Origin of the sequence: Niveispirillum sp. BGYR6, from assembly GCF_027568365.1 — a bacterium.
Classification (GTDB): domain Bacteria; phylum Pseudomonadota; class Alphaproteobacteria; order Azospirillales; family Azospirillaceae; genus Niveispirillum.
In genome coordinates, this window is record NZ_JANLNL010000001.1 from 843,115 (window position 1) to 869,479 (window position 26,365).

Genomic DNA, 26,365 nt, shown 5'->3' on the forward strand with positions numbered 1-26,365 from the left:
ATCCCTTACGGTACAGGGGCATATTTGCCGTTCTTCCACTGATACATCACATAATCGGTACTGGTTCGGTCGCCCTTGGCATCAAAGGACAGGCGACCGATCACCGTTTCATGGGGGGCCTCCCGCAGGGCCTCCGCCACCTTCTCCCCTTGGGTGACGCCCACCTTGGCCACCGCCTGCGCCCACACCTGGACCGCCGCATAGGCATAGAGCGTATAGGCCCCCGGTTCCTGCTTGCGGGCGGCAAAGCCATCCAACACCGCCTTGGCGCTGGGCAGGGTGCGGGCATCGGCGGAGAAGGTCATCAAGGTGCCCTCCCCCGCCGGGCCGGACAGGGCCAGATAATCGTCTGACGCCAGCGTATCGCCGGAAACAAAGGCCGCATTCACCCCGGCCGCCCGCATCTGGCGCACGAACTGCGCCGCATCGCTGTAATAGCCGCCGAAATAAACAACATCGGCCTGCGCCGCCTTCACCCGCGTCACCAGGGCGGTATAGTCACGCTCCCCGCTGGTCAGGCTGGTATAGAGCACCTCCTGCACGCCCAGCGCGTTCAAGGCGGCCTTGGTGGCGTCGGCCTGCCCCTTGCCATAGGTTGCCTGATCGTGCAGCAGCACGACGCGCTTATCCTTGAAATGTTTGGCGATATAGGCGGCAGCCACCGGCCCCTGCTGGTCATCGCGTCCGCAGGTGCGGAAGACCAGCCCGCCCGCCTGTTCCGTAACCTCAGGTGAGGTAGCGGTGGGCGTGATGGTGATGATGCCCTCATCGCCATAGACCTTGGCCGCCGGAATGGTGGTGCCGGATTGCAGATGGCCAATCACCACGGAGACATTCTGGATCACCAGCTTGTTGGCCACCGCCACAGCCTGGGTTGGCACCCCGCCATCATCCTCTGCCACCAGCACCAGCTTTTCGCCCAGCACACCGCCCTTGGCGTTGAGGTCGGCAATGGCCTGGCTGGTGCCCAGGCGCAACTGGTCACCCACAGCGGCCAGCGGACCGGTCAGGGGTGCGGCAAAGCCCACCTTGATCTCGGCAGCAGCGGGAAAGCTCACCACCCCCAGCAAGAGGGGCAGCACAAAGGCGACAGAACGGAAGGTCAAGGCAAACACCCGGTAGCGGCGGAACAGAAGCGGGCTGGCAGCAGACCACAGCCGCCAGCCCTTCAACAAGGGGGCGTCTTACTGCCCCGGCACCACGGTATATTTGCCGTCTGCCCACTTATAGACGACATAATCGGTGGTCTTGCGGTCGCCCTTGGCATCGAAGGCCAGCTTGCCGATCACCGTGGAATAGTCGCCATCGCGCATGGCCTTGGCGACCTTGGGGGCATCCACCGATTTGGCCTTCGTGGCCGCCTGCGCCCAGGCCTGCACGGCGGCGTAGGTATAGAGCGTGTAGGCCTCCGGCTCGAACTTGGCATCGCGGAAACGCTTCACCACATCGGCCGCCTCCGGCTTGTCACGATATTCATTGCCGAAAGTCACCAGGGCACCGTCGGCGAACTTACCGGCGATGTTCCAGAACTCCTGGTTAACCGTGCCATCGCCGGACATGAAGACGGATTTCAGCCCCGCCTCCCCCATCTGGCGCACCAGCAGGCCGGCCTCCGTATGCAGGCCGCCGAAATAGACCACCTGGATGCCGGCATCCTTCATCTTGGTGACCAGGGCGGACATGTCGCGGTCACCAACATTCACCGCATCATACATCGTCTCCTTCACGCCAGCCTTGTTCAGGGCGGATTTGGTGGCGTCGGCCAGACCCTTGCCATAGGTGGTCTGGTCATGAATGACGGCGATCTTGTTGCCCTTATTATGCTTCACCAGCCAGGCGGCGGCCACGTCACCCTGCTGATCATCCCGCCCGCATGTGCGGAAAATCAGCTCGAACCCCTGTTCGGTCAGCTGCGGGTTGGTGGAGGCGGGGCTGATCATCACAATCCCCTCATCCTCGAAAATCTTCGAAGAGGGGATGGAGACGGCGGAATTGAAGTTGCCGAAGGCGGCCACACCGCCTTCCGTTGCCAGTTTGTTGGCAATGGCCACGCCCTGGCTGGGGTTGGAGGCATCGTCCAGCTTGGACAGCGTCAGCTTTTCGCCCAGCACGCCACCCTTGGCGTTGATGTCGGCGATGGCCATTTCGGCCCCGCGGCGCATCTGTTCACCGAACACGGCATTGGGACCGGTCAGCGGGGCGACCAGACCGACCCGCGTATCGGCGAAGGCCGGGGCGGTGGCGAGCATGGTGGCAGCCGCCAGGGCGGCGCGCAGGGATTTGCTGAGCTTCATTGTTCCCGTCTCTTCTCGTTATCGGCCAAGACCCGAAGGTTGCTGAGGCTAACACGCGGGTGCGCCGCGTCAATTCGGGACATGGCAACAATTGCGCAATTGGCTGACGAATGCTCTTGAACCGCCCGCCATGATTTGCTATCCACCCCGGCACCGGCGCGGTCGACATGATCGCATCGGCATTCCGGTCTCGTGTTTTGCGGCCGTGGCGGAATTGGTAGACGCGCAGCGTTGAGGTCGCTGTGGGGCAACCCGTGAAAGTTCGAGTCTTTTCGGCCGCACCACTGGAATGAACCGCCTTCTACCAAGGGCGATGAAAAAGGGCGACACCGGCAGCGGTGTCGCCCTTTTCGCTTTTGGGGAGCTGCGACAGGCCCCAGTCTATCCCCCTTCATGGGGCATATCGGTCGTTAGATGACCAGAATGTACCCGCCTTCAAGAGAAACAACATTGCTCTCACTCCCGTCACCCCGGCGAAGGCCGGGGTCCAGGGTCACAAGCGCTTCGCTCTACGAAACTGGACCCCGGCCTTCGCCGGGGTGACGGTTGGGATTTCTTCAATCTGAAACAGACAAAGTTTCATTTATTGAGAAACGCTTCATTGGTTCCCCGCCCGCCCCCTTAAATCTCCACATTACCCCCCAGCTCCACCACGCGGTTGAGCGGCAGATGGAAGAAGTCCGCCGTCGTCGTGGCGCTGCGCGACAGGAAGGCGAACAGATAGCCGCGCCAGGGCGCCATGCCCGGATCGGCGGCCAGCACCACCGTCTCCCGCGTCAGGAAGTAGGAGAATCGCATCGGTTCATAATCGAAGCCCAGATCGGCCCGGCGCGCATTGGCCAGCGTCTTGGGCACGTCAGGGTCTTCCATGAAACCGCAATGCAGGGTGACACGGAACACATCCTCCCGCAGGGCTTCGGAATGAACACGCTGTTCCATCGGGACACGCGGACTTTCGGAGACCTTCACCGTCAGCAGCACCACCCGTTCATGCAGCACATGATTATGTTTCAGGTTATGCAGCAGGGAAAGCGGCACCCCCTCCGCCTCTGATGTCAGGAAAACGGCCGTCCCCGGCACACGCACCACCTTGTTCGACAGGCTGGCCAGGAAGTCGGCCATGGGCAAAGCGCCCTCGCTCTGCTTGGCATGAACCAGCTGGCGGCCCCGCTTCCAGGTGGTCATCAACAGGAAGGCGACAATGCCGGCCGCCAGCGGGAACCAGCCGCCATGCGGGATCTTGGTGGCCGTGGCCAGGAAATAGGCCATATCCACGCTCAGCAACAGGCCGAAGAACGCCCAGACCCATTTGCCGCGCCAGCCCCAATGGGCATGGGCCAGAATCGCCACCATGGTGGTGGTGATAACCATGGTGCCCGTCACCGCCACGCCATACGCCGCCGCCAGATTGGTGGAATTGCCGAAGCCCAGCACCAGGGAGACCACGGCCACCATCAGCGTCCAATTGACAAAGGGGATATAGATCTGCCCGATCTCCCGCTCCGACGTATGGATGATCGCCATCCGGGGCAGATATCCGAGCTGGATGGCCTGACGCGTGACGGAGAAGGCGCCGGAAATCACCGCCTGGCTGGCAATGATGGTGGCCATCGTCGCCAGCGCCACCATGGGCAGCGCCGCCCAGCCCGGCATCATCAGGAAGAACGGGTTGGTTGCCGCTTCCGGATGGGCCAGCAGCAAGGCACCCTGGCCGAAATAGTTCAACAGCAGGGCCGGCCAGACCAGCATGTACCAGGCCAGCCGGATCGGCCCGCGCCCGAAATGCCCCATATCGGCGTAAAGCGCCTCCGCCCCCGTCACCGACAGCACGACGGAGCCCAGCGCCAGAAAGCCGATCCAGCCATCATGGGCGATGAATTTCACCGCCCAATGCGGCGACAGCGCCTTCAACACCCAGGGGGCCTGGCCGATATTGGCGATGCCCAGCACCGCCAGCACAATGAACCAGACCAGCATGATGCTGCCGAACAGGCCGCCCACGGCGGCCGAGCCGCGCGATTGCACGGCGAACAGCAGCACCAGGATAGCGATGGCCAGCGGCACCGCCCAATCGGCCAGTTGCGGGGCCGCGACCTGCAGCCCCTCCACCGCGCTCAACACCGAAATGGCGGGCGTGATGGCGCTGTCGCCATAGAACAGGGCGGCGGCGAAAACGCCCAGCGTGCCGGCAATGGCCAGGCGGCCCGAGCGCGCCGTCAGTGTGCGCTGCAACAGGGCCAGCATGGCAAAGCTGCTGCCCTCCCCGTCATTATCGGCGCGCATGATGATGGCGACATATTTGACCGACACCACCATCAGCAGGGTCCAGAAGACCAGCGACAGCACACCCAGCACATGCAACGGGTCCGCCGGCAGCGGGTGCGGGCCGGCGAACACTTCCTTCAAGGCGTAAAGGGGGCTGGTGCCGATATCACCGAACACGACCCCGATGGCGGACAGGAACAGCACCCCAAAAGAGGAGTGCGCGACATGCGCTTGCCCGGCCGCCGTCTGCGTCTGGCCCAATATAGCCACCCTTCAAGATTTCCTGAGTGCGAACGCTAACCAATCATGCCGCGCTGCGCAAGCGGGCGGCAATAACGCAGGGAATGAGCAAATAGTTACCCGCTGATTGCATTTCAGCATTGCATTGCCTGTGCGCTCCGGCTCAGAACTAGGGCCAACCGCAAGCGGCGGCGGGGTACACCCCGACCGCACGCGCATGTCGGACAGGATGCGGATGGGAAAAAGGGTTTGAAATGAGGGCGGAACAGGAGGCGGCTCGCGGGCTGCTGCCGGCACTGGGACCGGTGCAACTGGTATTGTTGGGGGTCGGCTGCATCATCGGCGCCGGCATCTTCGTCATCACCGGGTCGGCAGCGGCGCAATATGCCGGGCCGGCGGTGGTGATTTCCTTCCTGCTGGCAGCCCTGGCCTGCGCCTGCGTCGGCCTGTGCTATGCTGAACTGGCCGCCATGTCGCAGGAGTCGGGCGGGGCCTATTCCTACACCCGCGATGCGCTGGGGCCGCTGTTGGGCTGGCTGGTCGGCTGGAACCTGATCATGGAATATCTGGGGGCAGCCGCTTTCGTGGCGGTGGGCTGGTCAGGTTATCTGACCGCCCTGTTCGCCACCCTGGGGATGCCGCTGCCACATGAACTGTCAGCCGCACCGCTGGCGGTGAAGGACGGGGCGCTGGTGGCAACCGGTGCCATCATCAACCTGCCGGCCATCTTCATTGTCGGTCTGGTCACCTTCCTGGCCGTCATCGGCGTACGCCGGTCGGCCTGGGCCAATACGGCGGTGGTGATCACCAAGGTGGCCGTCATCCTGGTGGTGATCGCCGTCGGTGCCTTCCATGTGAACCCGGATCAATGGACGCCCTTCGTCCCTGCCAATACTGGTGAATTTGGCCATTACGGCATTACCGGCGTGCTGCGCGCCGCCGCCGTGGTGTTCATTGCCTATATCGGTTTTGATGCGGTGGCGACCACAGCGCTGGAAGCCCGCAACCCCCAGCGGGACGTGCCCATCGGCATCCTGGGCTCGCTGGTTGTCTGTACCGTGCTTTATATCGGTATGGCGCTGGTGCTGACCGGCATCGTGCCTTATGCCGAACTGAATGTGCCGCACCCGGTGGCGCTGGCTGTGGAACGGATGGGCCCATCCTGGGTCTGGCTGGAATCGCTGGTCTCGCTGGGCGCCGTGGCCGGCCTGACCTCCGTGGCGCTGGTGTTGCTGCTGGCCCAGCCGCGCGTCTTTTATGCCATGGCCCAGCATGGCATCATGCCGGCCATCTTCGGCAAGGTGCACAAGACCTGGCGCACGCCGCATGTCGGCACGCTGATCACCGGCGGGGCGGCCATGGTGCTGGCCAGCCTGTTCCCCATCGACCTGCTGGCGGAACTGGTTTCCATCGGCACGCTGGTGGCCTTCATGGCCGTGTCGGCCAGCGTGCTGGTGCTGCGCCGCACCCGGCCGGATGTGCCCCGCCCCTTCCGCACGCCGCTGGTGCCGATCATCCCGGTGATCAGCATCCTGACCTGTGCCGGGCTGATGTATTACCTGCCGGGTGATACCTGGGCGCGGCTGGTCATCTGGCTGGCGCTGGGGCTGATCGTCTATTTCTTCCGCCGGAACAAGGCGAAGGCGTAAGGCAGAAAGGGCGGGGTTGCGGCCCCGCCCTGCCCGTTACGCCCCCTTGAACAGGCCGGCGATGGTGGAAAGCGCCTTTTCCGCCTCGGCCCGGTCTGGCTCCGTGCCTTCAATGCCATAGCCATAATATTCGTCCGCTCCGGTGACCTGGAACACGAAGCCGTCACGCCGGGGCACGAAGGACACCTGATTGAAATTCAGCCCATAGGTCACCCCCGGTTCCGGGATGGCGCGGGCCAGTTGGCCGCGCACGGGGATCAGCGTTTCATCACGCATCAGGGCGCGTGCACCATAGCCGGTACAGTTCACCAGCACCTTTTGCGGCACGCTGGCAAACTCTGCCGGGCTGTGGAATTCCCGCACCTGCAAGCTGCCACCATTGGCCAGGAATTCCGACAGCAGCAGGTGGCTATAGGCATTGATGTTGAACATCATGTTGCTGTGCCCCCGCACCGTGCGATTGCCGAACGGGTGCTGGCCGGGCGCATATTCTGTGCGGCGGCCGCGCAGTTCCGGCACCATTTCGCGCGCCAGATGGGCAAAATCCGGCCGCGTGTCCGGCGGCTCCGCCGGTGGATTCAGCTCCCGTACAATATATTCATCATACCATTCCACCGGATTGCCCGGCAAACCCAGCAGATCCTGGAAGGCGGCGAAGGAGTGCCGACACTGCGCCGCCCATGCTGCCTTAAAGGCCGGGGTGGCATATTCCGCCATGGCAATACGCGAATCGGGTGACCAGACACCGGTGGCGTAAGAGGAACGCACATTGGGCGGCAGTTCCTTGGCAAGGATCGTCACCTTGGCCCCGGCCCGCTGCAACAGGGTGGCCGTGGTCAGGCCGATGGCCCCGCAACCGATGACCGCTACATCCCGCTGGCCGGTGGCCATTACCAGTTCCACCGCCGCCGCACCGGAACCCCAGGAGAGCGACCAGCCGCTGCCGCCATGGCCGTAATGATGGATCACCTCTTTCTCGCCAATCCGCTCCCGCTCCAGCCTTGGCCCCTGGGCGCGGAAGGGGCGGGTGCAGATGGTGATGCGGGTGATACGGTCGGTATCGGCCAGCAAGGGGGGCAGGCTCAGGATCGGCCCCTTGGGCGCGGCATTGGCCGCCATGCCGGCCGGACGGCTAGCGCAACCGCCCAGCGCGCCCAGGGAAAGCGCGGCCCCCGCGCCCAGCATCAACCCACGCCGCGCCAACCGCTCCGCCATCGCCGGTTTCCTTATTCGATTTTGCAGTTGCGAAACGATAGCGTTTCAACCCGCCCGGCGAAAGGTGAGATTATAGCGGAATGGCCCGGCCAACGGATGTTCCCCCGCCGCCACGGGTGCCACCCCATGGTAAAAGCGCCGCGACGGCCCGCCCCAGACAACGATATCGCCATGGTGCAGGGGCACCCGCTGGACCGGGCCGCTGCGGGTACGCCCGCCGAACAGGAAGACGGCCGGCAGGCCAAGCGAGACCGAAACGATGGGATGGGCCATGTCGGCCTCGTCCCTGTCCTGATGCAGCCCCATGCGGGCGCCCGGCTGGTAACGGTTGATCAGGCAACTGTCGGGCTGAAAACCGGGATAGCCCGCCGCAGCGGCGGCACGGGCGGCCAGTTCGGCCAGGATCAAGGGCATGGCCGGCCAGGGCTGGCCGGTGACAGGATCGACAGCGCCATAGCGGTAACCGCTGCGGTCAGTCAGCCAGCCCAGTTGGCCGCAACTGGTCATCGCCACCGACATGCGCCCGCCGCCCGGTGTTTCCATCTGTCGAAACGGGGTGTGACCGGCCACCGCCGCGATGGCGGCCAGCAGGTCCGCCCCCTGCCCGGCGGCAAAGCCGGGCAGCAGCCAGGCGCCGGGCACCAGCAGACGGGGCTCACCGGGGGATGGATCGCCGAACAGGTCCAGCATGGGCCAAGGCTCCGCACATAAAAAAGGCGCCCACCCTTCTTGCCGGGCAGGCGCCTTCCCATCAAGCAGAATGCGGCATCAGAATGTGTAGCGTGCCGTCAGCGCCACAATATCCACATTGCTCTTGAACTCGCCGGTCAGGCGGTTGCCGGTGCTGGTGGCCACATTGATCGGGCTGTCATCGACGAAGATATGCGTATAGGCGACATCCAGCGCGATATTGTCCGTCGCCTGCCAGCCCAGCCCGGCGGACAGCCAGGTCCGGTCACCATCGGCGATACGTGGCGTGCGGTACTGGTCGCGCGTCGGGTTCTTGTCAAAGGCGATGCCGGTGCGCAGCTGCCAGGCCGGATCGATCTGATAGGTCGCCCCCAGCGAATAGAACCAGGTATCCTTCCAATGCTGTTCATCCAGCGCATCCGGCTGGGCCGGGTTGGCGAAACGGACGCGGATTTCCTGGAAGCTGGACCAGTCGGTCCAGGCCACGGTGGCGTTCAGGCCCAGGGGCCCGAATTCCTGCGTCAGGCCCAGATCAACGCTCTGCGGGGTGGAGACATTGGCCGTCACGGCAGAGGTCGGGGCAAAGGCGGCGATATTACCGGCCGTCAGCACGGCGCGGACATTGGCCGGCGTCTCGAACGTACCATCACCCCCCAGCTTATGCTTGATCTCCGACCGCCAGGACAGGCCGACGCGGGTGCCCTTCACCGGTTCATAGAGCAGGCCGAGATTGGTGCCCCAGGCCCAATCATCACCGTTCACCTTGGCATAACCATCGGCGGATTGCGGCAGGAAGCCGGGCACACGTCGCCCGGCCAGCACCGCGCCGAAATCCACGGCATTGCTCAGCGTGGCTTCGGCGCGCTGGGCGGAGACACCGCCACCGATGGACAGGCCGGGACGGATTTCCATCGCCGCAGCGAAATTGATGTTGATCGTCTCCAGCTTGGAATGCAACGCCTGATAGCGGCCGATCCAGCCGGCATCATAATCGGTTTCCAGCCCATAGGGTGCCGTGATGGCAAAACCGGTGCGCCAGTTCTCCCCCTCCGGCACATAGGCCAGGAAGGCGGCCGGCACCGGGATGGCGTCGCCCGTGCGGTCGGTGGCCCCCGTCAGCGGCCGGCCCAGCGCATCGCGGCCCGTGCCGCGATAGGACGATGACGGGGTGATCAGGCTGACCCCAAGCTCGGCCCCCGAGCGCTGCAACTGCGTCATCGCGGCCGGGTTGTTATAGACGATGGAGAGATCGCGCGCATCCGACGCGGCACCGGCAAAGGCCGTGCCCATGCCGGCGGCGCTGTTTTCCCGGATCTGGAACCCGCCCGCATGGGCGGTGGTCGCCAAGGCGGCAAGGCTGGTGCCGGCGCAAAGGGCGATAGCAAGGTGACGCATCTATGACTTCCTGGCGTTTCGGTGCTCAAAGGCCGGGTTGGTACCGGCACGTTCAGGTTTTCAGGGTCGGCGCGGTGGCCGCTGCCTTACCATTTCGTAAAGGGAAGCGGATAATTCAAGCTGAAACAATTCCGTGACCAAGATATTTCGATGCCGGAATAATATCGGCACGATAGGGCATCGCACTTATTCCCCATTCCCAGCCCCTGGCGAAATAGTCGGCAAGTTGTAACGATCCTGGCTTCCCACTTGTTCCAGCGTGGCGGAGCCTGTATGCGTCGGTTCAGCCCATGAACCGGTCGGCGGGCGGCCGACCGGTGAACAGAAACAGGACTCGACCGGAATGCAGCCAAGCCAGAGCATGACCCGCCAGGATATCCGCACCCTGGCCCTGGCAGCCCTGGGCGGCGCGCTGGAATTCTATGATTTCATCATCTTCGTCTATTTCGCCACCGTCGTCGGCCAACTGTTCTTCCCGCCGGAACTGCCGGACTGGATGAAGCAGCTGCAGACCTTTGGCGTCTTCGCCGCCGGCTATCTGGCCCGCCCGCTGGGCGGCATCATCATGGCGCATTTCGGTGACCGGCTGGGCCGCAAGCGCATGTTCACGCTCTCCATCCTGATAATGGCCCTGTCCACCCTGGGCATGGGCCTGCTGCCCACCTATGCCCAGATCGGGCTGGCCGCCCCGGTGGCCCTGCTGGCGCTGCGCCTGCTGCAGGGCGCTGCCATCGGTGGGGAGGTGCCGGGCGCCTGGGTCTTCGTGGCCGAACATGTGCCCGATCATCGCATCGGTCTGGCCTGCGGCACGGTCACGGCCGGGCTGACGCTGGGCATCCTGATCGGGTCGCTGATGGCCACCGGCCTGAACCTTGTCTACAGCCCGGCGGAGGTGCTGGAGTTCGGCTGGCGCATCCCCTTCCTGCTGGGCGGATTGTTCGGCCTGATCTCTGTCTATCTGCGCCGCTGGCTGGAGGAAACGCCGGTTTTCAAGGCCTTACAGGAACGCAAGGCCGTATCGGCCGACCTGCCCTTGCGCGTGGTGACGCGGGATCATCGCAGCGCCGTCGCCATCTCCATGGCGCTGACGGGGCTGCTGTCGGCCGCCATCATCGTTTTGATTCTGATGACGCCGGCCATCTTGCAGAAATCCTATGGTTTCGCCCCGGCCGTGGCCTTGCAGGCCAACAGTGTGGCCACCTTCTTCCTGACCATCGGCTGTATCCTGGCCGGGCTGGGGATCGACCGGCTGGGGGGCGGGCGCTTCTTCCTGCTGGCCAGCCCGGCGCTGGGCATCATGGCGCTGGCCCTGTTCATCGGCGTGGCAGCCCATCCGGGCTGGCTTTACCCGCTCTCCGCCCTGTGCGGCCTGTCGGTCGGCATTGTCGGGGCCGTGCCCTATGTGATGGTGCGGGCCTTCCCGGCGGCGGTGCGCTTCACCGGCCTGTCCTTCTCCTACAATGTCGCCTATGCCGTGTTCGGCGGGCTGACGCCCATTGCGGTGACCCTGATGCAGCAGGCCAGCCCGCTGGCCCCGGCCTTCTATGTGCTGGCCTTCGCCCTGGTCGGCACCGTCATCGGGCTGGTGCTGCTGCGCGGACAGCGGCTGGGTTGATCAGCCGCGCGCCCGCATCAGGCGGGCCTTGTCGCGCTGCCAATCGCGTTCCTTCTCCGCCTCGCGCTTGTCGCCCTTCTTCTTGCCCTTGGCGATGCCCAGTTCCACCTTGGCCTTGCCCCGGTCATTGAAATAGATCGACATCGGGATCAGCGTCATGCCTTCCCGCTGGATGGCGGTCAGCATCCGCGCCAGCTCACGCTTGCGCACCAGCAGCTTGCGCGGGCGCTTGGTCTCATGCTGAAAGAACTGACCCGCCTGCCCATATTCGGGAATATAGGCGTTGACCAGGAACAGCTCGCCATTCTGGTCCCCGGCATAGGATTCCACGATGGAGGCCTTGCCGGAGCGCAGTGATTTCACTTCCGTACCGAGCAGCATGATGCCGGCCTCGACCGTATCCTCGATGAAATAGTCGAAGCGGGCGCGGCGGTTTTGCGCCACCACCTTGCGATCGGTCTCAGCTTTCGCCATCGGTTATTGTTCTTCTCTCGTAACGAAATCCGGTCCCGGCGGCGATGGGGTGGAACGCCCCCGCCGCCGGGCTTTGCACGTCAGATCAAACCGACCTTCACCATGGCGTCGCGCACAATGGCCTGGCCCGGTTCGGAACAGGGCACCAGCGGCAGCCGCACATCCGGGGAGGACTTGCCCAGCAGGCTGGCGGCATATTTCACCGGGGCCGGGCTGGTTTCCACAAACATGGCATGGTGCAGCGGCATCAGCAGATCCCGGATGCGGGCCATTTCCGCCATGTTGCCTTCTGCCCAGGCATTCTGCATCTGGGCACACAAGGCCGGGGCCACGTTGGCCGTGACAGAGATGCAACCCACACCCCCCTGTGCCAGGAAGGCCGTGGCAGTAGCATCCTCGCCGGAAAGCTGGCAGAAGTCCGCACTGATTTCAGTTCGGGTGCGCAACGGACGGGCCAGATCGGCCGTTGCATCCTTCACGCCGACAATGTTCGGCAATTTGGCGAGCCGGGCCATGGTCGCGACAGACATGTCGATGACGCTGCGGGCCGGAATATTGTAGATGATGATAGGGATATCGACCGCGTCATGGATGGCCTTGTAATGCTGATAAAGACCTTCCTGGGACGGCTTGTTGTAGTACGGCGTCACCACCAGCGCGGCATCGGCGCCGATCTGCTTGGCGTGACGGGTCAGCGCAATCGCCTCCTCGGTGGAGTTCGAGCCGGTGCCGGCGATGACGGGCACGCGGCCCTTGGCCACCTCCATCGTCAGGCTGACAACCAGCCGATGCTCCTCGTGGGAGAGCGTGGGCGATTCGCCGGTGGTGCCAACCGGCACCAGCCCGTGCGTGCCCTGATTGATCTGCCACTCGACAAAATCCTGGAAGGCTTTCTCATCCACCTTCCCGTCGCGGAACGGCGTGATCAATGCGACGATGGACCCCTTGAACATAGCAGGACACCCCGGTCAAACCTGATGAAGCGGCGAACCTTAACGAGCGGCCTTTCCCGAAACAAGGGTGCTACGCGTGCCCTGGCAACGATGCTGACCTGCCTTGCGCTGGGGCTGGCCGTTGCCAGCCCCGTCCGCGCGCTGAATGCAGACGATATTGCAACATATCGGCAAGCCTTCAAGGCCGCCGATCAGGGCAAGATCGAAGATGCCAAGCGCATCGCCAAACGCGCCCGCGACGATGTGGCGGAAAAGGTGATCCGCTGGCTGGACCTGACCCAGCCCAGCACCAGCGCGGACTGGAAGGAAATCACCAGCTTCATGCAGCGCAATCCGGACTGGCCCAATATGGCCGCCCTGCGTCGCAATGCCGAGGGGCGGATGCCGGCCGACCTCCCCTACCGCGAGGTGCGCAGCTGGTTTGAGGCCAACCCGCCGCTGACCGGCATGGGCTATGACCGCTATATCGCGGCACTGATGGAGACGGGGTCAAGCGACAAGGCCATCGCCCTGGTGCGCAAACGCTATGTCGAAGGCGGCCTCGGCGCGGTGGAGGAACGGGATTTCCGCCAGCGTTACAACGGCCTGCTGCGCCCGGCCGACCATGCCGCCCGGCTGGACCGGCTGATCTGGGACGGCAATTATGATGCGGCGGCCCGGGTAATGCCCATCGTTTCCCCCGGCCAGCGCGCCGTGGCAGAGGCGCGGATGGCGCTGGCCAACATGTCCCCCGGTGCGGAGGGCGCCCTGCGGCGCGTCCCCGCGGCGGAACAGGATGATCCCGGCCTGATCTATGACCGCACCAAATGGCGCCGCCGCAAGGATATGGATGAGGCGGCGCTGGAACTGCTGGCCAAACCGCCGGGGGAGGCCGAGCATGGCAATGAATGGTGGGTGGAACGGCACATCCTGGCCCGCCGCCTGATCGACCAGGGCAAGTTCGCCCGTGCCTATGATCTGGTGGCCGCCCACAAGGCCAAGGACGGGCTGGCCTTTGCCCAGGCGGAATTCCTGGCCGGCTGGCTGGCGCTCCGCCAGCTGAACCGGCCGGAGGAAGCGCAGAAACATTTCGAAAGCCTGTTCCGCGGCACCACATCGCCCATCAGCAAATCGCGCGGCGCCTATTGGGCCGGCCGCGCCGTGGAGGCGCTGGGGAACAAGGAACTGGCGCGTACCTGGTACGATGCCGCCATGTCCTATTCCGGCACCTTCTATGGCTTGCTGGCGGCGGACAAGCTGGGTTTGCCGGCAGGCAGCGCCCTGCCCGCCCCCATCAAGGTGCCGGCCGATCTGCACAAGGCCTTCCACAAGCTGGAACTGGTCCGTGTGGTGCAGGCACTGGTCCGCATCGAAGGGGCGGAAAGCGAACGCGTCACCCTGTTCCTGCGCAAAATGGCCGCCGACGCCAAGACGGCGGAGACCTATGAATTGGTGGGCAACCTGGCGCTGGAGATCGGGCGGCCGGACCTGGGGGTTACCACCTCCCGTACCGCTTTGCAGGATGGATTCGTCTTGGCCGATGCCGGCTATCCGTTACTGCCGCATAAGTTGAACCCACGGCCGGAGGCAGGGCTGGTGCATGGCATCATCCGGCAGGAAAGCAATTTCAACCGATTGGCCGTCAGCAGCGCCGGCGCGCGCGGCCTGATGCAGGTGATGCCGCCCACTGCCAAGGCCGTGGCCAAACAGCAGGGGCTGCGCCACAGCGACGATAAGCTGACGGCAGAACCCAAGCATAATGTCGCCATCGGCAGCGCCTATCTGCAGGAATTGCTGGACCGGTTCGGCGGTTCCTATGTACTGGCCATCGCCGCCTATAATGCCGGGCCGGGCCGGGTTTCCGGCTGGTTGAACACCTATGGCGATCCGCGCGGCCCCAAGGTGGATATGGTGGACTGGATTGAGACCATGCCCATCTATGAAACACGCAATTATGTGCAGCGGGTGCTGGAAAATCTGCACCTTTACCGGGCACGCCTGGGCCTGCCCCCCATCTCCATGACCAATGATCTGGCGCGCGCCGGCGGCGGCCAAGGCTGATGGTGCGTGCCATGACACGGTATAAGGGAGAAAGAATACCCTGCGCAGCCTGAGGCAGCAGAATGGGGAACCTGTGCCGGCCGCCACGAACAAAATGGCGGGCCGGTTGGTTCCCCACAACTTTCGGACTAACCCCAAAAACCGTCTGTGCGACCACATCGTCCGAATGATTTCTAATATATTGAAAAACAACACATATTTCTTTTTTCATCAAAAAGGCGGCGCAAAAGAATAGATTGGCGACAGCCCGCACTTTACCGATCATTAAGACCGCTATCGCACGATTGGTGTGCACAGACCTCGCGGATGAGGGACTGGAAAAGCAAGGGGCGCGGGCATGATCGCTGGCAAAATGGAACAAGAGGTTCGTCTGGCTGCAACGACCCATGCCCGGTTGCTGGATCGCTTCATCCAGCTGACGGAAGAGGAAGCACAAAAACATAGCGATGGCTTCACTGCGGAAAGCCTTCAGGAATTGCTGCTTGTATTGCGGGCGGAGCGCCGTACCTATGGTGTGGCGAGTGGAGTCGTGGAAGTTATGTTCCCATCCATCGGCAATGCCGCCTGACAAGGCACCCGTCAGCGCCTGACCGCCCTGCGGAACGGGCGTTGAACGATGATCACAACCGGCGAAACACAGCCTTGGGGCGATTCCCGGCGGTAATTCGCCGTAACCTGCTTACCGGGGTCGACAGTTCGTGAAAATATGTTACAAACGTGGTTAACAATTTAATGGTGGGAGATTCGCTGGCATGACACGCCTTATCTGATTCTTCTCGTTTTTGGCACTGGTGAATATAAGAGAGTTAATTGGAAGCGCGTTTTAATAATGTTACTGGGAACTAACCATGGTTGAGTTGGTTCGGTATTTTTTCGGCTTTGGGGAGGTGACTTCCTATCCGTTGGTGAATCTCATACGAGTTGTGGACATATCAGGTGAAATGTTCGATATTGACCTACGATGGTATGTTGGTCATAAGTGATTTCTGCCATTTGGTGACCAATGCCTCGGCTACCCTGAAATGCGGGAACCGGTGTGCTGGAGAGACAGGCCGTTATTTTCAGCATCTGTTGTTCTTCGGGCTTTGCCCTGGAACAGGCGATGTTTTGACAAACGTGTGACTGTTCATTGTTGCACCCGTCGCGCAAGCGGCGGGTGTATCCATAGGGCAGAATTGCGATGACGCGGGACGAGGGGGTTAGGAAGGGCAATGCCGAGACGGAGTAAGAATGCGGCCGTGGCCGCGATGGAAACGGTGATCGAAAATCATGTGGCCGGCCGTATTCGCCTGCGGCGTGGCCTTTTGGGGATGAGCCAGTCTGATCTGGCCAAGGCCCTGGGCATCACCTTCCAGCAGGTGCAGAAATATGAACGCGGTTCCAACCGTGTTTCCGTTGGCAAGCTCTATCGATTGGCCGATATTCTGGACGTGCCGCTGACCTTCTTCTTTGACGGTCTGGATGTGCCGGATATGCGCCGGCCGCCGGAAACCTTTGCCGCCACGGCGGAAGGTTCCTCCCCCATCCTGTCGCGGCGCGAGCTGGATTTGCTGCGCGCCTGGAAAACAGCACCGGAAGAAATCGCCGATGCCGTGGGCTCGCTGCTGCGCGCCATCTCCCCCAATGCCGGCTATGATGAGGAGGCGGTTGCCGCCGCCCGTGCCGCCGCCAGCCAGCAGGTGACGACCCCGGTTGCTACCCCGGCCCCGGCCGCCGCCACGGTGGAAGAGCTGCCGGCCCCGCGCCGTCGCGGCCCGGTCCCCGGTTCCAAGCGCGCCAGCACCGCCGCCACCCGGACCGCCGCCGCCGCCAGCAAGGTCACCGACGGCCGCCGCCGCCGGGGTGCCGTGTGGGACCCGGCGGATATCCGCGATTACAGCGGGGAAAAGGAGTAATCGCCCCATCACCCCGGTGATGGGCGCATTGCTTGTTCCCCCGTTCAGGGCCGGGCGCTGTTTCCCCATAAGGGAGACAGCGCCCGGCCCTTTTTATTGGCCAGCGGGTGGGTGCAACCACAAAATGCCGGCTGGCCGGATCAGGGGGCTGGACAAGCGAAGAAGCCTGAGCCTCCCTCCCCTGCCCCTCACAACCGAGGCTTGAGCATGTCGGAAAAGCGGATCAGGTCGGCCAGGGTGGCGGCCTGCATCTTCTTCATCACCTGGGCGCGGCGGACCTTCACGGTGATCTCGCTGACTTCCAGCCGGGCGGCGATCTGCTTGTTCAGCAGGCCGGTGACCACCAGGGCCAGCACATCGCGTTCCCCCTCATTCAGCGTGGCGTGACGGCGGCGCAGCTCGTCGGCCACGGCGTCGGCCTGCCGCTGGGTGCGGTCCAGGGCGATGGCTTTCTGGATGGCATCCAGCAAATCCTGTTCGCGGAAGGGCTTGGTGAGGAACTCCACCGCCCCCGCCTTCATCGCCTGCACCGACATCGGGATATCACCATGGCCGGTGATGAAGATGATGGGCAGGCGGAGGCCGCGCCGGGCCATTTCCGCCTGCAATTCCAGCCCGCTCATCCCCGGCATCCGTACATCCAGCACCAGACATCCCGGTGCCTCCACCGGTTCAGCCCGCAGAAATTCCGCCGCCGAGGCGAACAGCCGGGCCGGCAACCCGACAGAGGCCAGCAGATCTTCCAGGGAATCCCGTACCGAACGGTCATCCTCCACAACATGGATCAGGGGCTGGTCGGCGGGGCTGGTGGCGGTCATGGAATGTCGGTCCGGCTGGTCGGCAGCGTGAAATGGAAGCTGGCCCCGCCCTCTTCATTGGCTGTCGCCCAGACTTTGCCGCCATGGGTCTCGACAATGGAGCGGGTGACGGCCAGCCCGATCCCCATACCATCGGGCTTGGTGGTGTGGAAGGCGTCGAACAGTTTTTCCACATTGTCGGTCGCCAGACCCACACCATTATCCTCTACGCTGAACAGCGCCCGCCCCCCCTCTGCCACCCCGATGGTGATGCGCAGGGTGCGCTCGGCCGGCGGGGTGGTGCCCATGGCCTCCACCGCGTTCAGGATCAGGTTCAGCAAGACCTGCTGAACCTGCACCTTGTCGGCCAGGACCGGCGGCATCCCTTCCATATTGTCGATGGACAGGCTGACCTGATTGCGGGCCAGTTCATCGCGGATCAGGGCGATGATCTCCTCTACCGTATCCAGCGCGTTCAGCCATTCCCGATGCGGCGGCACCGGGCGGGCCAGGCTGCGCACCCGCGCGATGACGGATGCCGCCCGTTCGGCATCGCTGACGACGCGGGCCAGGGCCTGACGGGCCTTGTCCAGATTGGGCGGCTGCGCGTCCAGCCAGCGCAGGCCGGCATTGCCACTATTGGCAATGGCGCTCAATGGCTGGTTGACCTCATGCGCGATGGAGGCGGTCAGCTCGCCCAGCATGTTGATGCGGGCCACCCGCGCCAACTGCTCCCGCGCGGCGATCCCGGCCAGGATGGCCGGTCGGATGCGCAGCACCAGCACGGTGGCGGCAATAACGGCGATGACGCTGATGGCACGGTTGATGGGCCCGGCGGCCGGGTCGCCGCCGGTGGTCAGCTCATAACTGGTCAGCAGCAGCCCCAGGCAGAGGCTGGAAAGCAGCAGGATGGCGCGGGCCGGCAGAAAGCTGGCCGCCACCAGGGGCACCGCGACATAGAGCACGCCGATGGCAATTTCCAGATCGGTCAGCGTGTCGGCAATGAACAGGCCGGCCATAAAGGCAAACAAGCCCGCCAGCCGCAGCGCCCTGCCGGTGGGGCTGACCGGTCTCGGATCATGCGTGGCTATCTCCATGCCGGTTCTCCCCACTGCCCTGCCTCTCCCTTTACCCCAAACCCCGGCACCGCCGCCACCGCTGTTCAAATACGCCATGTCAGGCCGATGGTGTGGGTGCGGGCGGTGGTGCCGTCGGTGCGCCAGCCGGTCAGCAGGTCGATATCGATGACGCCGCCGCCCGGCGTCCAGCGCAGGCCCATCTGTGCCCCCGGCCGGCCACCGCCACGGGCAAAGCCTTCCAGCATCAGCGCGAGATCATGGCCCAGATCCTGGTCGAGCTGGGCGCCGATGAAGCCGGCCGTTTCCTGCTTGCCGGCCCGGTTGTAAAGCCAGCCGGCATTGACATTGATCTGCAAGCCGTCGGCCGGTTGCAGCGACAGCGGCAGCAGCACGGAAGCCGTCTCCAGCCGATCATTCCGGTCACTCCACACGGCATTGCCGGACAGCGCAATGCCCAGCCCCGTTTCCACCGGACGCAGGGTCAGTTTCAGGGCGGGCCCGAAACTGGTGTCGGGGGCGGCCCCGCCCTGATGCTGGAAGGTCGCCCCCAGTTCCAGCCGGGGCAGAGCGGTGAAGGTGCAGCCGGGATTGAGGTTGAGCGCATCCGGCCCCTTCGGATTGCTGGCCAGCCAGCTTTCAAGATGGCAATGGCCGGGTGTCTCCACCGACGCATCATCGATGACATGGGCCCCCCCGGCCGCCTGGGCGGCGGGGGTGGAAAAAGGCAGCAGCAGCAAGGCCGCCAGGATGGGTTTGATCCGACGGGTCATGGCCAGGCACTCCGGACAGCAGGCAGCAACGCTGCCCCTTGGCAGGGGCAGCGTTGCTGTCGTGTCGATGGGAAGGGAAAGGCAGGAGGCGGATAAATCTCCAGGGGCATGTTCCATGCCCCTGGAGATCACACCGGATTATCCAGGCTGAACAGGTCCGCCCCTTCATCATAGGCGTAGAGTTCGGCGTAGCGGCCCCATTGAGTGACCGTGCGCAATGTGTCCTCCGCCCGATCTTCCGACATGTAATCCTCCAGCTCGTCGCGGAAGCGGCGGCCGGGGGCATGGTGGGAAGGGCGGTCATCCAGCACGCGCCGGATATGGGCCGCCAGCGGCACATAATTCAGCAGATGCTGGCCGAAAAGCTGCTTGCGCGTATCGACATCGGATGTGGCATAGCGCCGGGCTGCCGGCAGCAGCCGCAGGTCACGCCCTTCCAGTTCGGCAAAGCGCAGCAATTGCAGCAGCTCGGCAATCTCGAAAATCTCGTCATTCTTGAAATGCAGGCTGTTGGCCAGCCCCGGCAGATCGGCCTTGCCATCATAGGGGGCTTCATGCACCGCCTCGATCAGGCCGGCCAGCGTGTTGGTGGACATGCGCGGCAGGGCCATGCCGATGCCGGTGCCGGGGAACAGCCCCTCGCGCGGCTGTACCGGGTTGGTCCGGCTGGTCATGCGGGCATAGATATCTTCCACCAGCGCCCGGAAGGCGGGATCCTGGCGGCTGCGCGGCTGGGGCAGGCTGACCTTGATCTCCCCCAGCACCCGGCCGGGGTTGGAGGAGAAGATCAGGATGCGGTCGCACATCAACACCGCTTCCTCGATATTATGGGTGACCATCAGGATGGATTTGATCGGCATCCGGCCTTCCGACCACAGGTCCAGCAGGTCGGTGCGCAGCGTTTCCGCCGTCAGCACATCCAGGGCGGAAAAGGGTTCATCCATCAGCAGCAGGTCGGGATTGACCACCAGCGCGCGGGCCAGCCCGACGCGCTGGCGCATCCCGCCCGATAATTCCTTGGGATAGGCGCTTTCAAACCCGTCCAGCCCGATCAGGTCGATGGCGGCCAGCGCCCGCTTGCGCCGTTCGGCCACGGGCACCTGCCGGGCCTCCAGCCCGACCTCGACATTTTCCAGCACGGTCAGCCAGGGGAACAGGGCAAAGCTCTGGAACACCATGCTGACGACGGTATCCGCCCCATCGGCACCGGGGGGGAAGCTGACGCTGCCGGCGGTCGGCCGGATCAGCCCGGCGATGGAGCGCAGCAGGGTGGATTTGCCGGAACCCGACCGGCCCAGCAGCCCGACCACCTCGCCCTCGTACAGGGTGAGGTCGACATGATCCAGCACGGTCAGGCCGCTGCCGCCCTTGCCATAGACATGCCGGACGTCACGCACCTCGACAAGGGGGGCCGCCTGGCGGACGATTTCCTGAATGTAGGCCATGTTCTTGCCTCCTCAATCAAGGCGCAGACGACGTTCGGCGAACCCATAGAGCGGCCGCCAGAGGATGCGGTTGAAGGCGATGACGAACAGCGACATCACGGCGATGCCCAACGCCACGCGCGGATAATCCCCGGCCTGAGTGGCATTGGCGATATAGGCGCCAAGCCCGGTGGCCTGCAGATGCCGGTCGCCCCAGGAGACGACTTCCGTGACGATGCTGGCGTTCCACGACCCGCCGGAGGCCGTCAGGGCGCCGGTGACGTAATAGGGGAAGACACCGGGCAGGGCGACCTGTCGCCACCATTGCCAGCGGCGGATGCCGAAAATATGCGACGCCTCCCGCAGGTCGGTCGGCAGGGCGCTGGCCCCGGCGATGACATTGAACAGGATGTACCATTGCGTGCCCAGCACCATCAGCGGTGACAGCCAGATATCCGGGTTCAGGTGCAGCCCGGCGATGATCACCACCGCGAAGGGGAACAGCACATTGGCCGGAAAGGCCGCCAGGAACTGGGCCAGCGGCTGCAACCGTTCCGCCCAGGCCGGGCGCAGGCCGATCCAGACGCCGATCGGCACCCAGATCAGGCTGGCCAGGGCGATCAGCACCACCACCCGCAGCATGGTGGCCATCCCCAGCCCGAAGGTGGCCAGAACGTCCGCCAGGCTGAGTTCGGTCATGATGAAACGGGCAATCTGGATGCTGGCGGCCAGACAGCCCAGCAGCACCAGCCCGCCCCACAGCCGGTTCAGCAGGGCTGAAGGTTCGCGCGCGGCCACGGCGCGGCGCGGCCCCCTGGCCGGCCGGCGTTCCAGCAGGGCCATGGCCCCATCCAGCCAGCCCAGCGGGGCCAGCAGCAACCGCATGATCCGGGTGCGCCGCACCAGATCATACAGCCAGGAGCTTGGCCGCTGCTGCGAGGCGGTCTGTTCGAAGCGGAACTTGTCCGCCCAGGCGACGATCGGCCGGAAGAACAACTGATCATAAAGCATGATCACCACGGCCATGCCGCCCACGGCCCAGGCGATGGCCAGCATGTTCTTGTGGGCGATGGCCAGGGCCAGCCAGGAACCGATGCCGGGCAGGGTCACCGTGGTATCGCCGACGCTGATCGCCTCCGACGCCACCACGAAGAACCAGCCGCCCGACATGGACATCATCATGTTCCAGACCAGCCCCGGCATGGCAAAGGGCAGTTCCAGCCGCAGAAAGCGCCGCCAGGGGGAGAAACCGAACTGCCACGTCACCTCTTCCAGATCATGGGGCAGGGTGCGCAGCGACTGATAGAAGCTGAAGGCCATGTTCCAGGCCTGGCTGGTGAAGATGGCGAAGATCGCCGCGCATTCCACGCCCAGCTGCCGGCCCGGAAACAACCCCATGAAGAAGGTGACGGTGAAGGTGAGAAAGCCCAGCACCGGCACCGATTGCAGGATATCCAGCGCCGGGACGATGATCAGTTCCGCCTTGCGGCTTTTGGCGGCCAGGGTGGCAATGGTGAAGGTGAAAAGCAGCGACACGGCCAGGGCCGCGAACATGCGTAGCACCGTGCGCAGGGCATAGGCCGGCAATTGCCAGGGATCGAGCACCAGCGGCACCTGATCCAGGGCCGCCAGCGGCTGCCCCATCTGCCGGACACCCTGCACGACCAGCAGCGCAATCACGGCCAGCAGCAGGAAGGCAACGATATCGGCCCAATAAGGAATGGCGCCGGGGCGGGCCACCTGCAGCACAGGCTGCGCCCGCTTCCCGTCAGGGGAAAGAAAGATCATGGTTACCTCCGGGGCGGTCCGCCGGGTGGCAACCAGGGCCGCGCTTACGCGGCCTGCCGCCATCCCTGCGAGATGCCTGTTCTGTCTCCGGGTCGACTGTCGCTGGACATGCGGGCGGTGTTCCCTTGTTCACCGGAACCGTGCATCACGGGACCGGCGCTGAGGTGATTGATACGCCCTGTGGCGGCACGGGGCGAGGCTGCACAGGGTTACTTTCAGAGGCATGGCGTATCGCCCGTCTATACCAAGGTATATCCGGTCGCCGGCACCATACGGACATGCCAAAGCCTGCGACAGGGAGCCCCGTCGCAGGCTTTAAATGCACTTGTTTTGACCCTCGAACTCAAACAACCCGATGCACCTGGATCAGCCGGTCATTCTCCCCCGGCCGGGCGGGACGAACGAACTGTTTGGGCATGTCATTGTCGGCCAGCAAGGTGGCGATGAACAGGGACTTGTTCAGCCAGTCATGCTTGCCCTCCGCCACGGTGAAGCTGGGGCTTAACCGATAGCGATATTGCTGGCCGGGGATGGGCGTATAGGCGATGCCGATATTATGGATGATGATGATGCTGCCATCATCCTCCCGCAGGCGATAGAAGGCATCCACCACCTCCACCCCATCGGGGCGGATGACGGGGAAATCGGCACCGCCCGGCACCACCCTGCCCTTCAGGCGCGGCCCTTCGAACCAGCCACCGATGATGGGCCAGAATTCCGCCCGCCCACCATCCTTGGCCTTGACCGCCGCCCCCGCCGCCGTACCCGGAACCATCGGTTCCGGGTCGGAACAGGTGACAAAGAGATTCATCACCAGTTCCGTGCGCACCGGATCATAATCCTCCAGCGGCTTTGCGGCCGACCCGCTACCTGCCGCCGCCGCATGGGCAACGGCAGGCAGCAGTCCGGAAAGGGCGAACATTCCACCGGCCCCGATCAGACCACGACGCGACAGAACCTGTGACATGCTGCGATCCCCCTATCACCACTTCTTGCTGACGCTGATGCCATAGCTGAACGGACGGCCATACACGCGGTAATAGCTGCCCAACCCATCATTATTGGCGTCTGTCAGATAGCTTTTATTGGTGAGGTTGCGGCCCCACAGTGCCGTCGTCCAACCGGCATCATTGGAAGACAGGCTGATCCGGCCATTCAGCAGCCCATAACCGTCCAGGTTGCGCAGGGCGGCATCCACCGGATTCTGCATCACGATGCGGTTGCTGCGGAAATTATAGTCCAGCGAGATGCCCGCCATCAGGTCGCTGGTCAGCTCCCAATCATAGGAGGCAGCGATATTGCCGCTCCAGCGCGGGGAGAAGTCAATCCGGCGATCCTTCCAGTTCAGCGGCTGGCTGTTGAAGGAGAAAATCTGCTTGTCGCTGTCGGTCACCTTGGCTTCCATATAACCAATGGAGCCTTGCAGCGTCAGGCCGGGGAACGGCTTCAACACGGTTTCAAGCTCGACGCCATCATGGCGGGCCTTGCCCACATTGGTCAGGCGGAAGATGAACTGGCCGGGCGTCAACACGCTGGGCAGCGTGGTCAGAGCCTGCAAATCCTTATGGTCATAATGGAAGGCGGTTAGGTTCAGCATCAGCCGGTTTTCCAGCCAGGTGCTCTTCAAACCCGCCTCATATGACCAGACGATTTCTTCCTTATAGGGGCTGACATCGGCTGGTTCCTGCGGGAAGCCGCCGAACACACCACCGGATTTATAGCCACGGGCAATGGCGGCATAGGCCATTACCGACTTGTCGAACTTGTAATCCGCCGACACCTTGCCCGACCAATGGTCCTTCAGCTTGGCGGTAGAATTCAGGTTGCGCAGCAGGAAGACATTATCCTGCGGGAAATAGAAGCTGCCGTCGCGATAGCGCGTCTCTTCATCAGAATAGCGCAAGGAAGCGGACAGGTTCAGCTGATCATTGACCGCGTAATCCACCTGCCCATACAGGGCAGCATAGTCCGTTTCCTGCCGGTAGCGCACATTGACGAACGCATTTTCCTGGCGCACGCCCAGCGGTGCGAAGGAAAGGCCGACAATGGCGACATTGTCGCGCAGGTCGGCAACGCGGTGGCCCTTGTAGCTGTTAAAGGAATAGATCGCACCCGCCAGCCACTTCAACGGCCCGTCATCGGTGGAGGTAAGGCGGAGTTCCTGCGACACCTGCCGGATGGTGGCGGTGTCATTCTGGTCAACCAACCGCAGGTTGGTGGCATCATAATCGAAAAGCTGCTGGAAACCGAAACGGCTGACCCCGGTGATGGAGCTGAGCTTCACACTATCGAAATCATAATCCAGCGACAGGGTGCCGCCCCATTCGTGATTATCCAGCTTGTTTCCGGGAGAGGAGATGACACGCTTGCCATCCTCCGACACCAGGCTGGTCGACAGGGCGCCCTTGCCGCCGGTGATGATATTGTTGAACTGGGCAAAGTTCAGGCAGTTTTTATTATCCACACGGCCAGCCAGCACGGGCGCGCAGAAATTCCCGTTGGCATCATAGGCGGCGGTCGCCGACGCCAGGGTGGTTTCCGACTGGTCGCGGTTGGCGAACAGTTTCAACACACCGGTCAAACGCTCATTGGGCTGGAACAGGGCCTGGATACGGCCGGACGTGCGGTCGGGCGCGCCATATTTGCCGCTGGCCGCCGGTGTGCGCTGCCAGCCGCTGCCACCTTCCTGGGTGGCGGCCACGCGCAGGGCAAAATTATCCGACACCGGCACCGATTGCGCCGCTTCCAGCCGATATTCATTCCAGCGGCCATAATCAGCGCTGAAATAGCCATCGCTGGCCCCCAGCACCGGCCGGCGCGACAAGATTTTCACCGCACCACCGGTGGTGTTGCGCCCATAAAGACCGCCTTGCGGCCCCTTCAATACTTCCACCCGCTCCAAGTCATACATGGTGCCGCCGCCCATGACAGACGAGCTTTGGTAAATATCATCGATATAAATGGCGGTCGCCGGGTTGTTATTGGCATTGTAATCAAACAAGGCCACACCGCGGATCACCCAGGTGGGGGCGCCGCCGCCCTTGTCAGCCTGGATCTGCACGTTGGGGATCAGCGCCCCCACCTGATCCACCGTGACGGCGCCGGCATCCTTCAGCGTGTCGCCCCGGAAGGCGCTGATCGCCACCGGCACATCCTGCAGGTTCTGGGCGCGGCGCTGCGCCGTCACCACGATTTCATCAATGCCCGCCTCGTCGGCCAGGGCGGTGCCCGCCGGCAAGGCCAGCGCCACCAGTGAACAGCAAAGCCCGAGACCGGCCGTGAAAGGGTGCTTCAGTGTCATCATGTTCTCCCTTGACCCTGTCATGGGTCGGGCATGGGACGGCCAGCGGCGTCACCGGCAAGGCGGCAGCAACCGGCATCGCCCAGCGCCGCAAAGGCGGGGCAATAGGCGCCGTCATGCGACAAAGGCAGCATCCGCCCCTGTCGTCCATCCATGTTACCGAACCCGTTGTGAAACGGACCCCCCGCCTGTCACCAGGCACCAAACCGGGAGGTCAAACCCTGTCCAAAATTTTTTGGTCGATTGACCATTTTTCGTCCCTTAGAGCGACTGATTTCCCTGTCGATGTCAAGCAGGTTTTTTAAAATTTTTGATATTCGATATAACGTTCCGTCTCGCGAAACATAATATTGTTTATTATCAGTTACTTAAATTCCTACTTTGTTTGTGGTTTATCCTGAGAACAGGCACAAATGTGCACTGTAAACGCTCCAACCTTCCCACCGAAGCCTACCCGGCAGCCTGATCGGCGTCGGGTTTA

The 26,365-nt window shown here is 63.6% G+C and carries 21 protein-coding genes and 1 tRNA gene; 6 read left to right on the plus strand and 16 right to left on the minus strand.

Translation table 11 applies throughout. From position 1 onward, the window contains the following. Nucleotides 1-5: 5 nt before the first annotated feature. Nucleotides 6-1,175 (minus strand): branched-chain amino acid ABC transporter substrate-binding protein, encoded by a 1,170-nt coding sequence (locus PCJ49_RS03595; RefSeq protein ID WP_269909748.1) that lies wholly within the window; start codon nucleotides 1,173-1,175, stop codon nucleotides 6-8. A gap of 9 nt (nucleotides 1,176-1,184) precedes the next feature. Beyond that, on the minus strand, nucleotides 1,185-2,294 hold the full coding sequence (locus PCJ49_RS03600; protein WP_269909749.1) for a branched-chain amino acid ABC transporter substrate-binding protein: 1,110 nt from the start codon (nucleotides 2,292-2,294) through the stop codon (nucleotides 1,185-1,187). Nucleotides 2,295-2,493: 199 nt separating this feature from the next. On the opposite strand from PCJ49_RS03600, the gene PCJ49_RS03605 reads away from it, so the two are divergent. Beyond that, nucleotides 2,494-2,578 (plus strand) — tRNA-Leu (locus PCJ49_RS03605). 337 nt (nucleotides 2,579-2,915) lie between these two features. Here the strand turns inward: PCJ49_RS03605 and PCJ49_RS03610 are convergent. Then, entirely contained in the window at nucleotides 2,916-4,829 is a 1,914-nt protein-coding gene (locus PCJ49_RS03610) for a potassium transporter Kup (protein ID WP_347710416.1), read from the minus strand. Nucleotides 4,830-5,053: 224 nt separating this feature from the next. On the opposite strand from PCJ49_RS03610, the gene PCJ49_RS03615 reads away from it, so the two are divergent. After that, a complete protein-coding gene (locus PCJ49_RS03615; protein WP_269909750.1) occupies nucleotides 5,054-6,448 on the plus strand; it encodes an amino acid permease in 1,395 nt (464 codons plus the stop codon). Between the two features lie 36 nt (nucleotides 6,449-6,484). On the opposite strand, the gene PCJ49_RS03620 is transcribed toward PCJ49_RS03615, so the two are convergent. The 3 genes from PCJ49_RS03620 to PCJ49_RS03630 all read right to left on the minus strand — a co-directional run bounded on the left by PCJ49_RS03620 (nucleotide 6,485) and on the right by PCJ49_RS03630 (nucleotide 9,748). Continuing rightward, nucleotides 6,485-7,663, minus strand: a complete 1,179-nt coding sequence (locus PCJ49_RS03620) for an FAD-dependent oxidoreductase (protein WP_269909751.1) — start codon at nucleotides 7,661-7,663, stop codon at nucleotides 6,485-6,487. A gap of 45 nt (nucleotides 7,664-7,708) precedes the next feature. Continuing rightward, on the minus strand, nucleotides 7,709-8,353 hold the full coding sequence (gene alkB / locus PCJ49_RS03625; RefSeq protein WP_269909752.1) for a DNA oxidative demethylase AlkB: 645 nt from the start codon (nucleotides 8,351-8,353) through the stop codon (nucleotides 7,709-7,711). 78 nt (nucleotides 8,354-8,431) lie between these two features. After that, entirely contained in the window at nucleotides 8,432-9,748 is a 1,317-nt protein-coding gene (locus tag PCJ49_RS03630) for an outer membrane protein transport protein (protein WP_269909753.1), read from the minus strand. Nucleotides 9,749-10,091: 343 nt separating this feature from the next. Between PCJ49_RS03630 and PCJ49_RS03635 the strand changes: the two genes are divergently transcribed. After that, nucleotides 10,092-11,363, plus strand: a complete 1,272-nt coding sequence (locus PCJ49_RS03635) for an MFS transporter (protein WP_269909754.1) — start codon at nucleotides 10,092-10,094, stop codon at nucleotides 11,361-11,363. On the opposite strand, the gene smpB is transcribed toward PCJ49_RS03635, so the two are convergent. Continuing rightward, the gene (gene smpB / locus PCJ49_RS03640; protein WP_089289256.1) at nucleotides 11,364-11,837 is read right to left on the minus strand and encodes an SsrA-binding protein SmpB; all 474 of its coding nucleotides are present in this window, start codon (nucleotides 11,835-11,837) and stop codon (nucleotides 11,364-11,366) included. An 80-nt stretch (nucleotides 11,838-11,917) separates the two neighbouring features. Then, on the minus strand, nucleotides 11,918-12,790 hold the full coding sequence (dapA, locus tag PCJ49_RS03645) for a 4-hydroxy-tetrahydrodipicolinate synthase (protein ID WP_269909755.1): 873 nt from the start codon (nucleotides 12,788-12,790) through the stop codon (nucleotides 11,918-11,920). A 90-nt stretch (nucleotides 12,791-12,880) separates the two neighbouring features. On the opposite strand from dapA, the gene PCJ49_RS03650 reads away from it, so the two are divergent. The 3 genes from PCJ49_RS03650 (at nucleotide 12,881) to PCJ49_RS03660 (ending at nucleotide 16,725) form a co-directional block, all read left to right on the plus strand. Further along, on the plus strand, nucleotides 12,881-14,830 hold the full coding sequence (locus tag PCJ49_RS03650) for a lytic transglycosylase domain-containing protein (protein ID WP_269909756.1): 1,950 nt from the start codon (nucleotides 12,881-12,883) through the stop codon (nucleotides 14,828-14,830). 337 nt (nucleotides 14,831-15,167) lie between these two features. Next, complete coding sequence (locus PCJ49_RS03655) at nucleotides 15,168-15,398, plus strand: hypothetical protein (protein WP_269909757.1); 231 nt, start codon at nucleotides 15,168-15,170, stop codon at nucleotides 15,396-15,398. A gap of 643 nt (nucleotides 15,399-16,041) precedes the next feature. After that, nucleotides 16,042-16,725: a helix-turn-helix domain-containing protein gene (locus tag PCJ49_RS03660; RefSeq protein ID WP_269909758.1), complete on the plus strand. Its 684-nt coding sequence runs from the start codon at nucleotides 16,042-16,044 to the stop codon at nucleotides 16,723-16,725. Between the two features lie 188 nt (nucleotides 16,726-16,913). Here PCJ49_RS03660 and PCJ49_RS03665 read toward each other — a convergent pair whose 3' ends face one another. The 8 genes from PCJ49_RS03665 to PCJ49_RS03700 form a co-directional block, all read right to left on the minus strand. Continuing rightward, nucleotides 16,914-17,543, minus strand: a complete 630-nt coding sequence (locus PCJ49_RS03665) for a response regulator transcription factor (protein WP_269909759.1) — start codon at nucleotides 17,541-17,543, stop codon at nucleotides 16,914-16,916. After that, a complete protein-coding gene (locus tag PCJ49_RS03670) occupies nucleotides 17,540-18,619 on the minus strand; it encodes an ATP-binding protein (RefSeq protein WP_269909760.1) in 1,080 nt (359 codons plus the stop codon). Before PCJ49_RS03670 ends, PCJ49_RS03665 begins: the two co-directional genes overlap by 4 nt. A 65-nt stretch (nucleotides 18,620-18,684) precedes the next feature. Then, nucleotides 18,685-19,371, minus strand: a complete 687-nt coding sequence (locus PCJ49_RS03675; RefSeq protein WP_269909761.1) for a hypothetical protein — start codon at nucleotides 19,369-19,371, stop codon at nucleotides 18,685-18,687. A gap of 128 nt (nucleotides 19,372-19,499) precedes the next feature. After that, nucleotides 19,500-20,816 carry a nitrate/sulfonate/bicarbonate ABC transporter ATP-binding protein gene (locus PCJ49_RS03680; protein ID WP_269909762.1) on the minus strand — a complete coding sequence of 439 codons (1,317 nt, stop codon included), beginning with the start codon at nucleotides 20,814-20,816 and terminating at the stop codon, nucleotides 19,500-19,502. Between the two features lie 12 nt (nucleotides 20,817-20,828). Beyond that, entirely contained in the window at nucleotides 20,829-22,583 is a 1,755-nt protein-coding gene (locus PCJ49_RS03685; protein ID WP_269909763.1) for an ABC transporter permease subunit, read from the minus strand. 343 nt (nucleotides 22,584-22,926) lie between these two features. Next, on the minus strand, nucleotides 22,927-23,550 hold the full coding sequence (locus tag PCJ49_RS03690; protein ID WP_269909764.1) for a DUF3237 domain-containing protein: 624 nt from the start codon (nucleotides 23,548-23,550) through the stop codon (nucleotides 22,927-22,929). A 15-nt stretch (nucleotides 23,551-23,565) separates the two neighbouring features. Next, a complete protein-coding gene (locus tag PCJ49_RS03695; RefSeq protein WP_269909765.1) occupies nucleotides 23,566-25,887 on the minus strand; it encodes a TonB-dependent receptor in 2,322 nt (773 codons plus the stop codon). A 17-nt stretch (nucleotides 25,888-25,904) separates the two neighbouring features. Next, nucleotides 25,905-26,039 carry a hypothetical protein gene (locus tag PCJ49_RS03700; protein WP_269909766.1) on the minus strand — a complete coding sequence of 45 codons (135 nt, stop codon included), beginning with the start codon at nucleotides 26,037-26,039 and terminating at the stop codon, nucleotides 25,905-25,907. Between the last annotated feature and the right edge of the window lie 326 nt (nucleotides 26,040-26,365).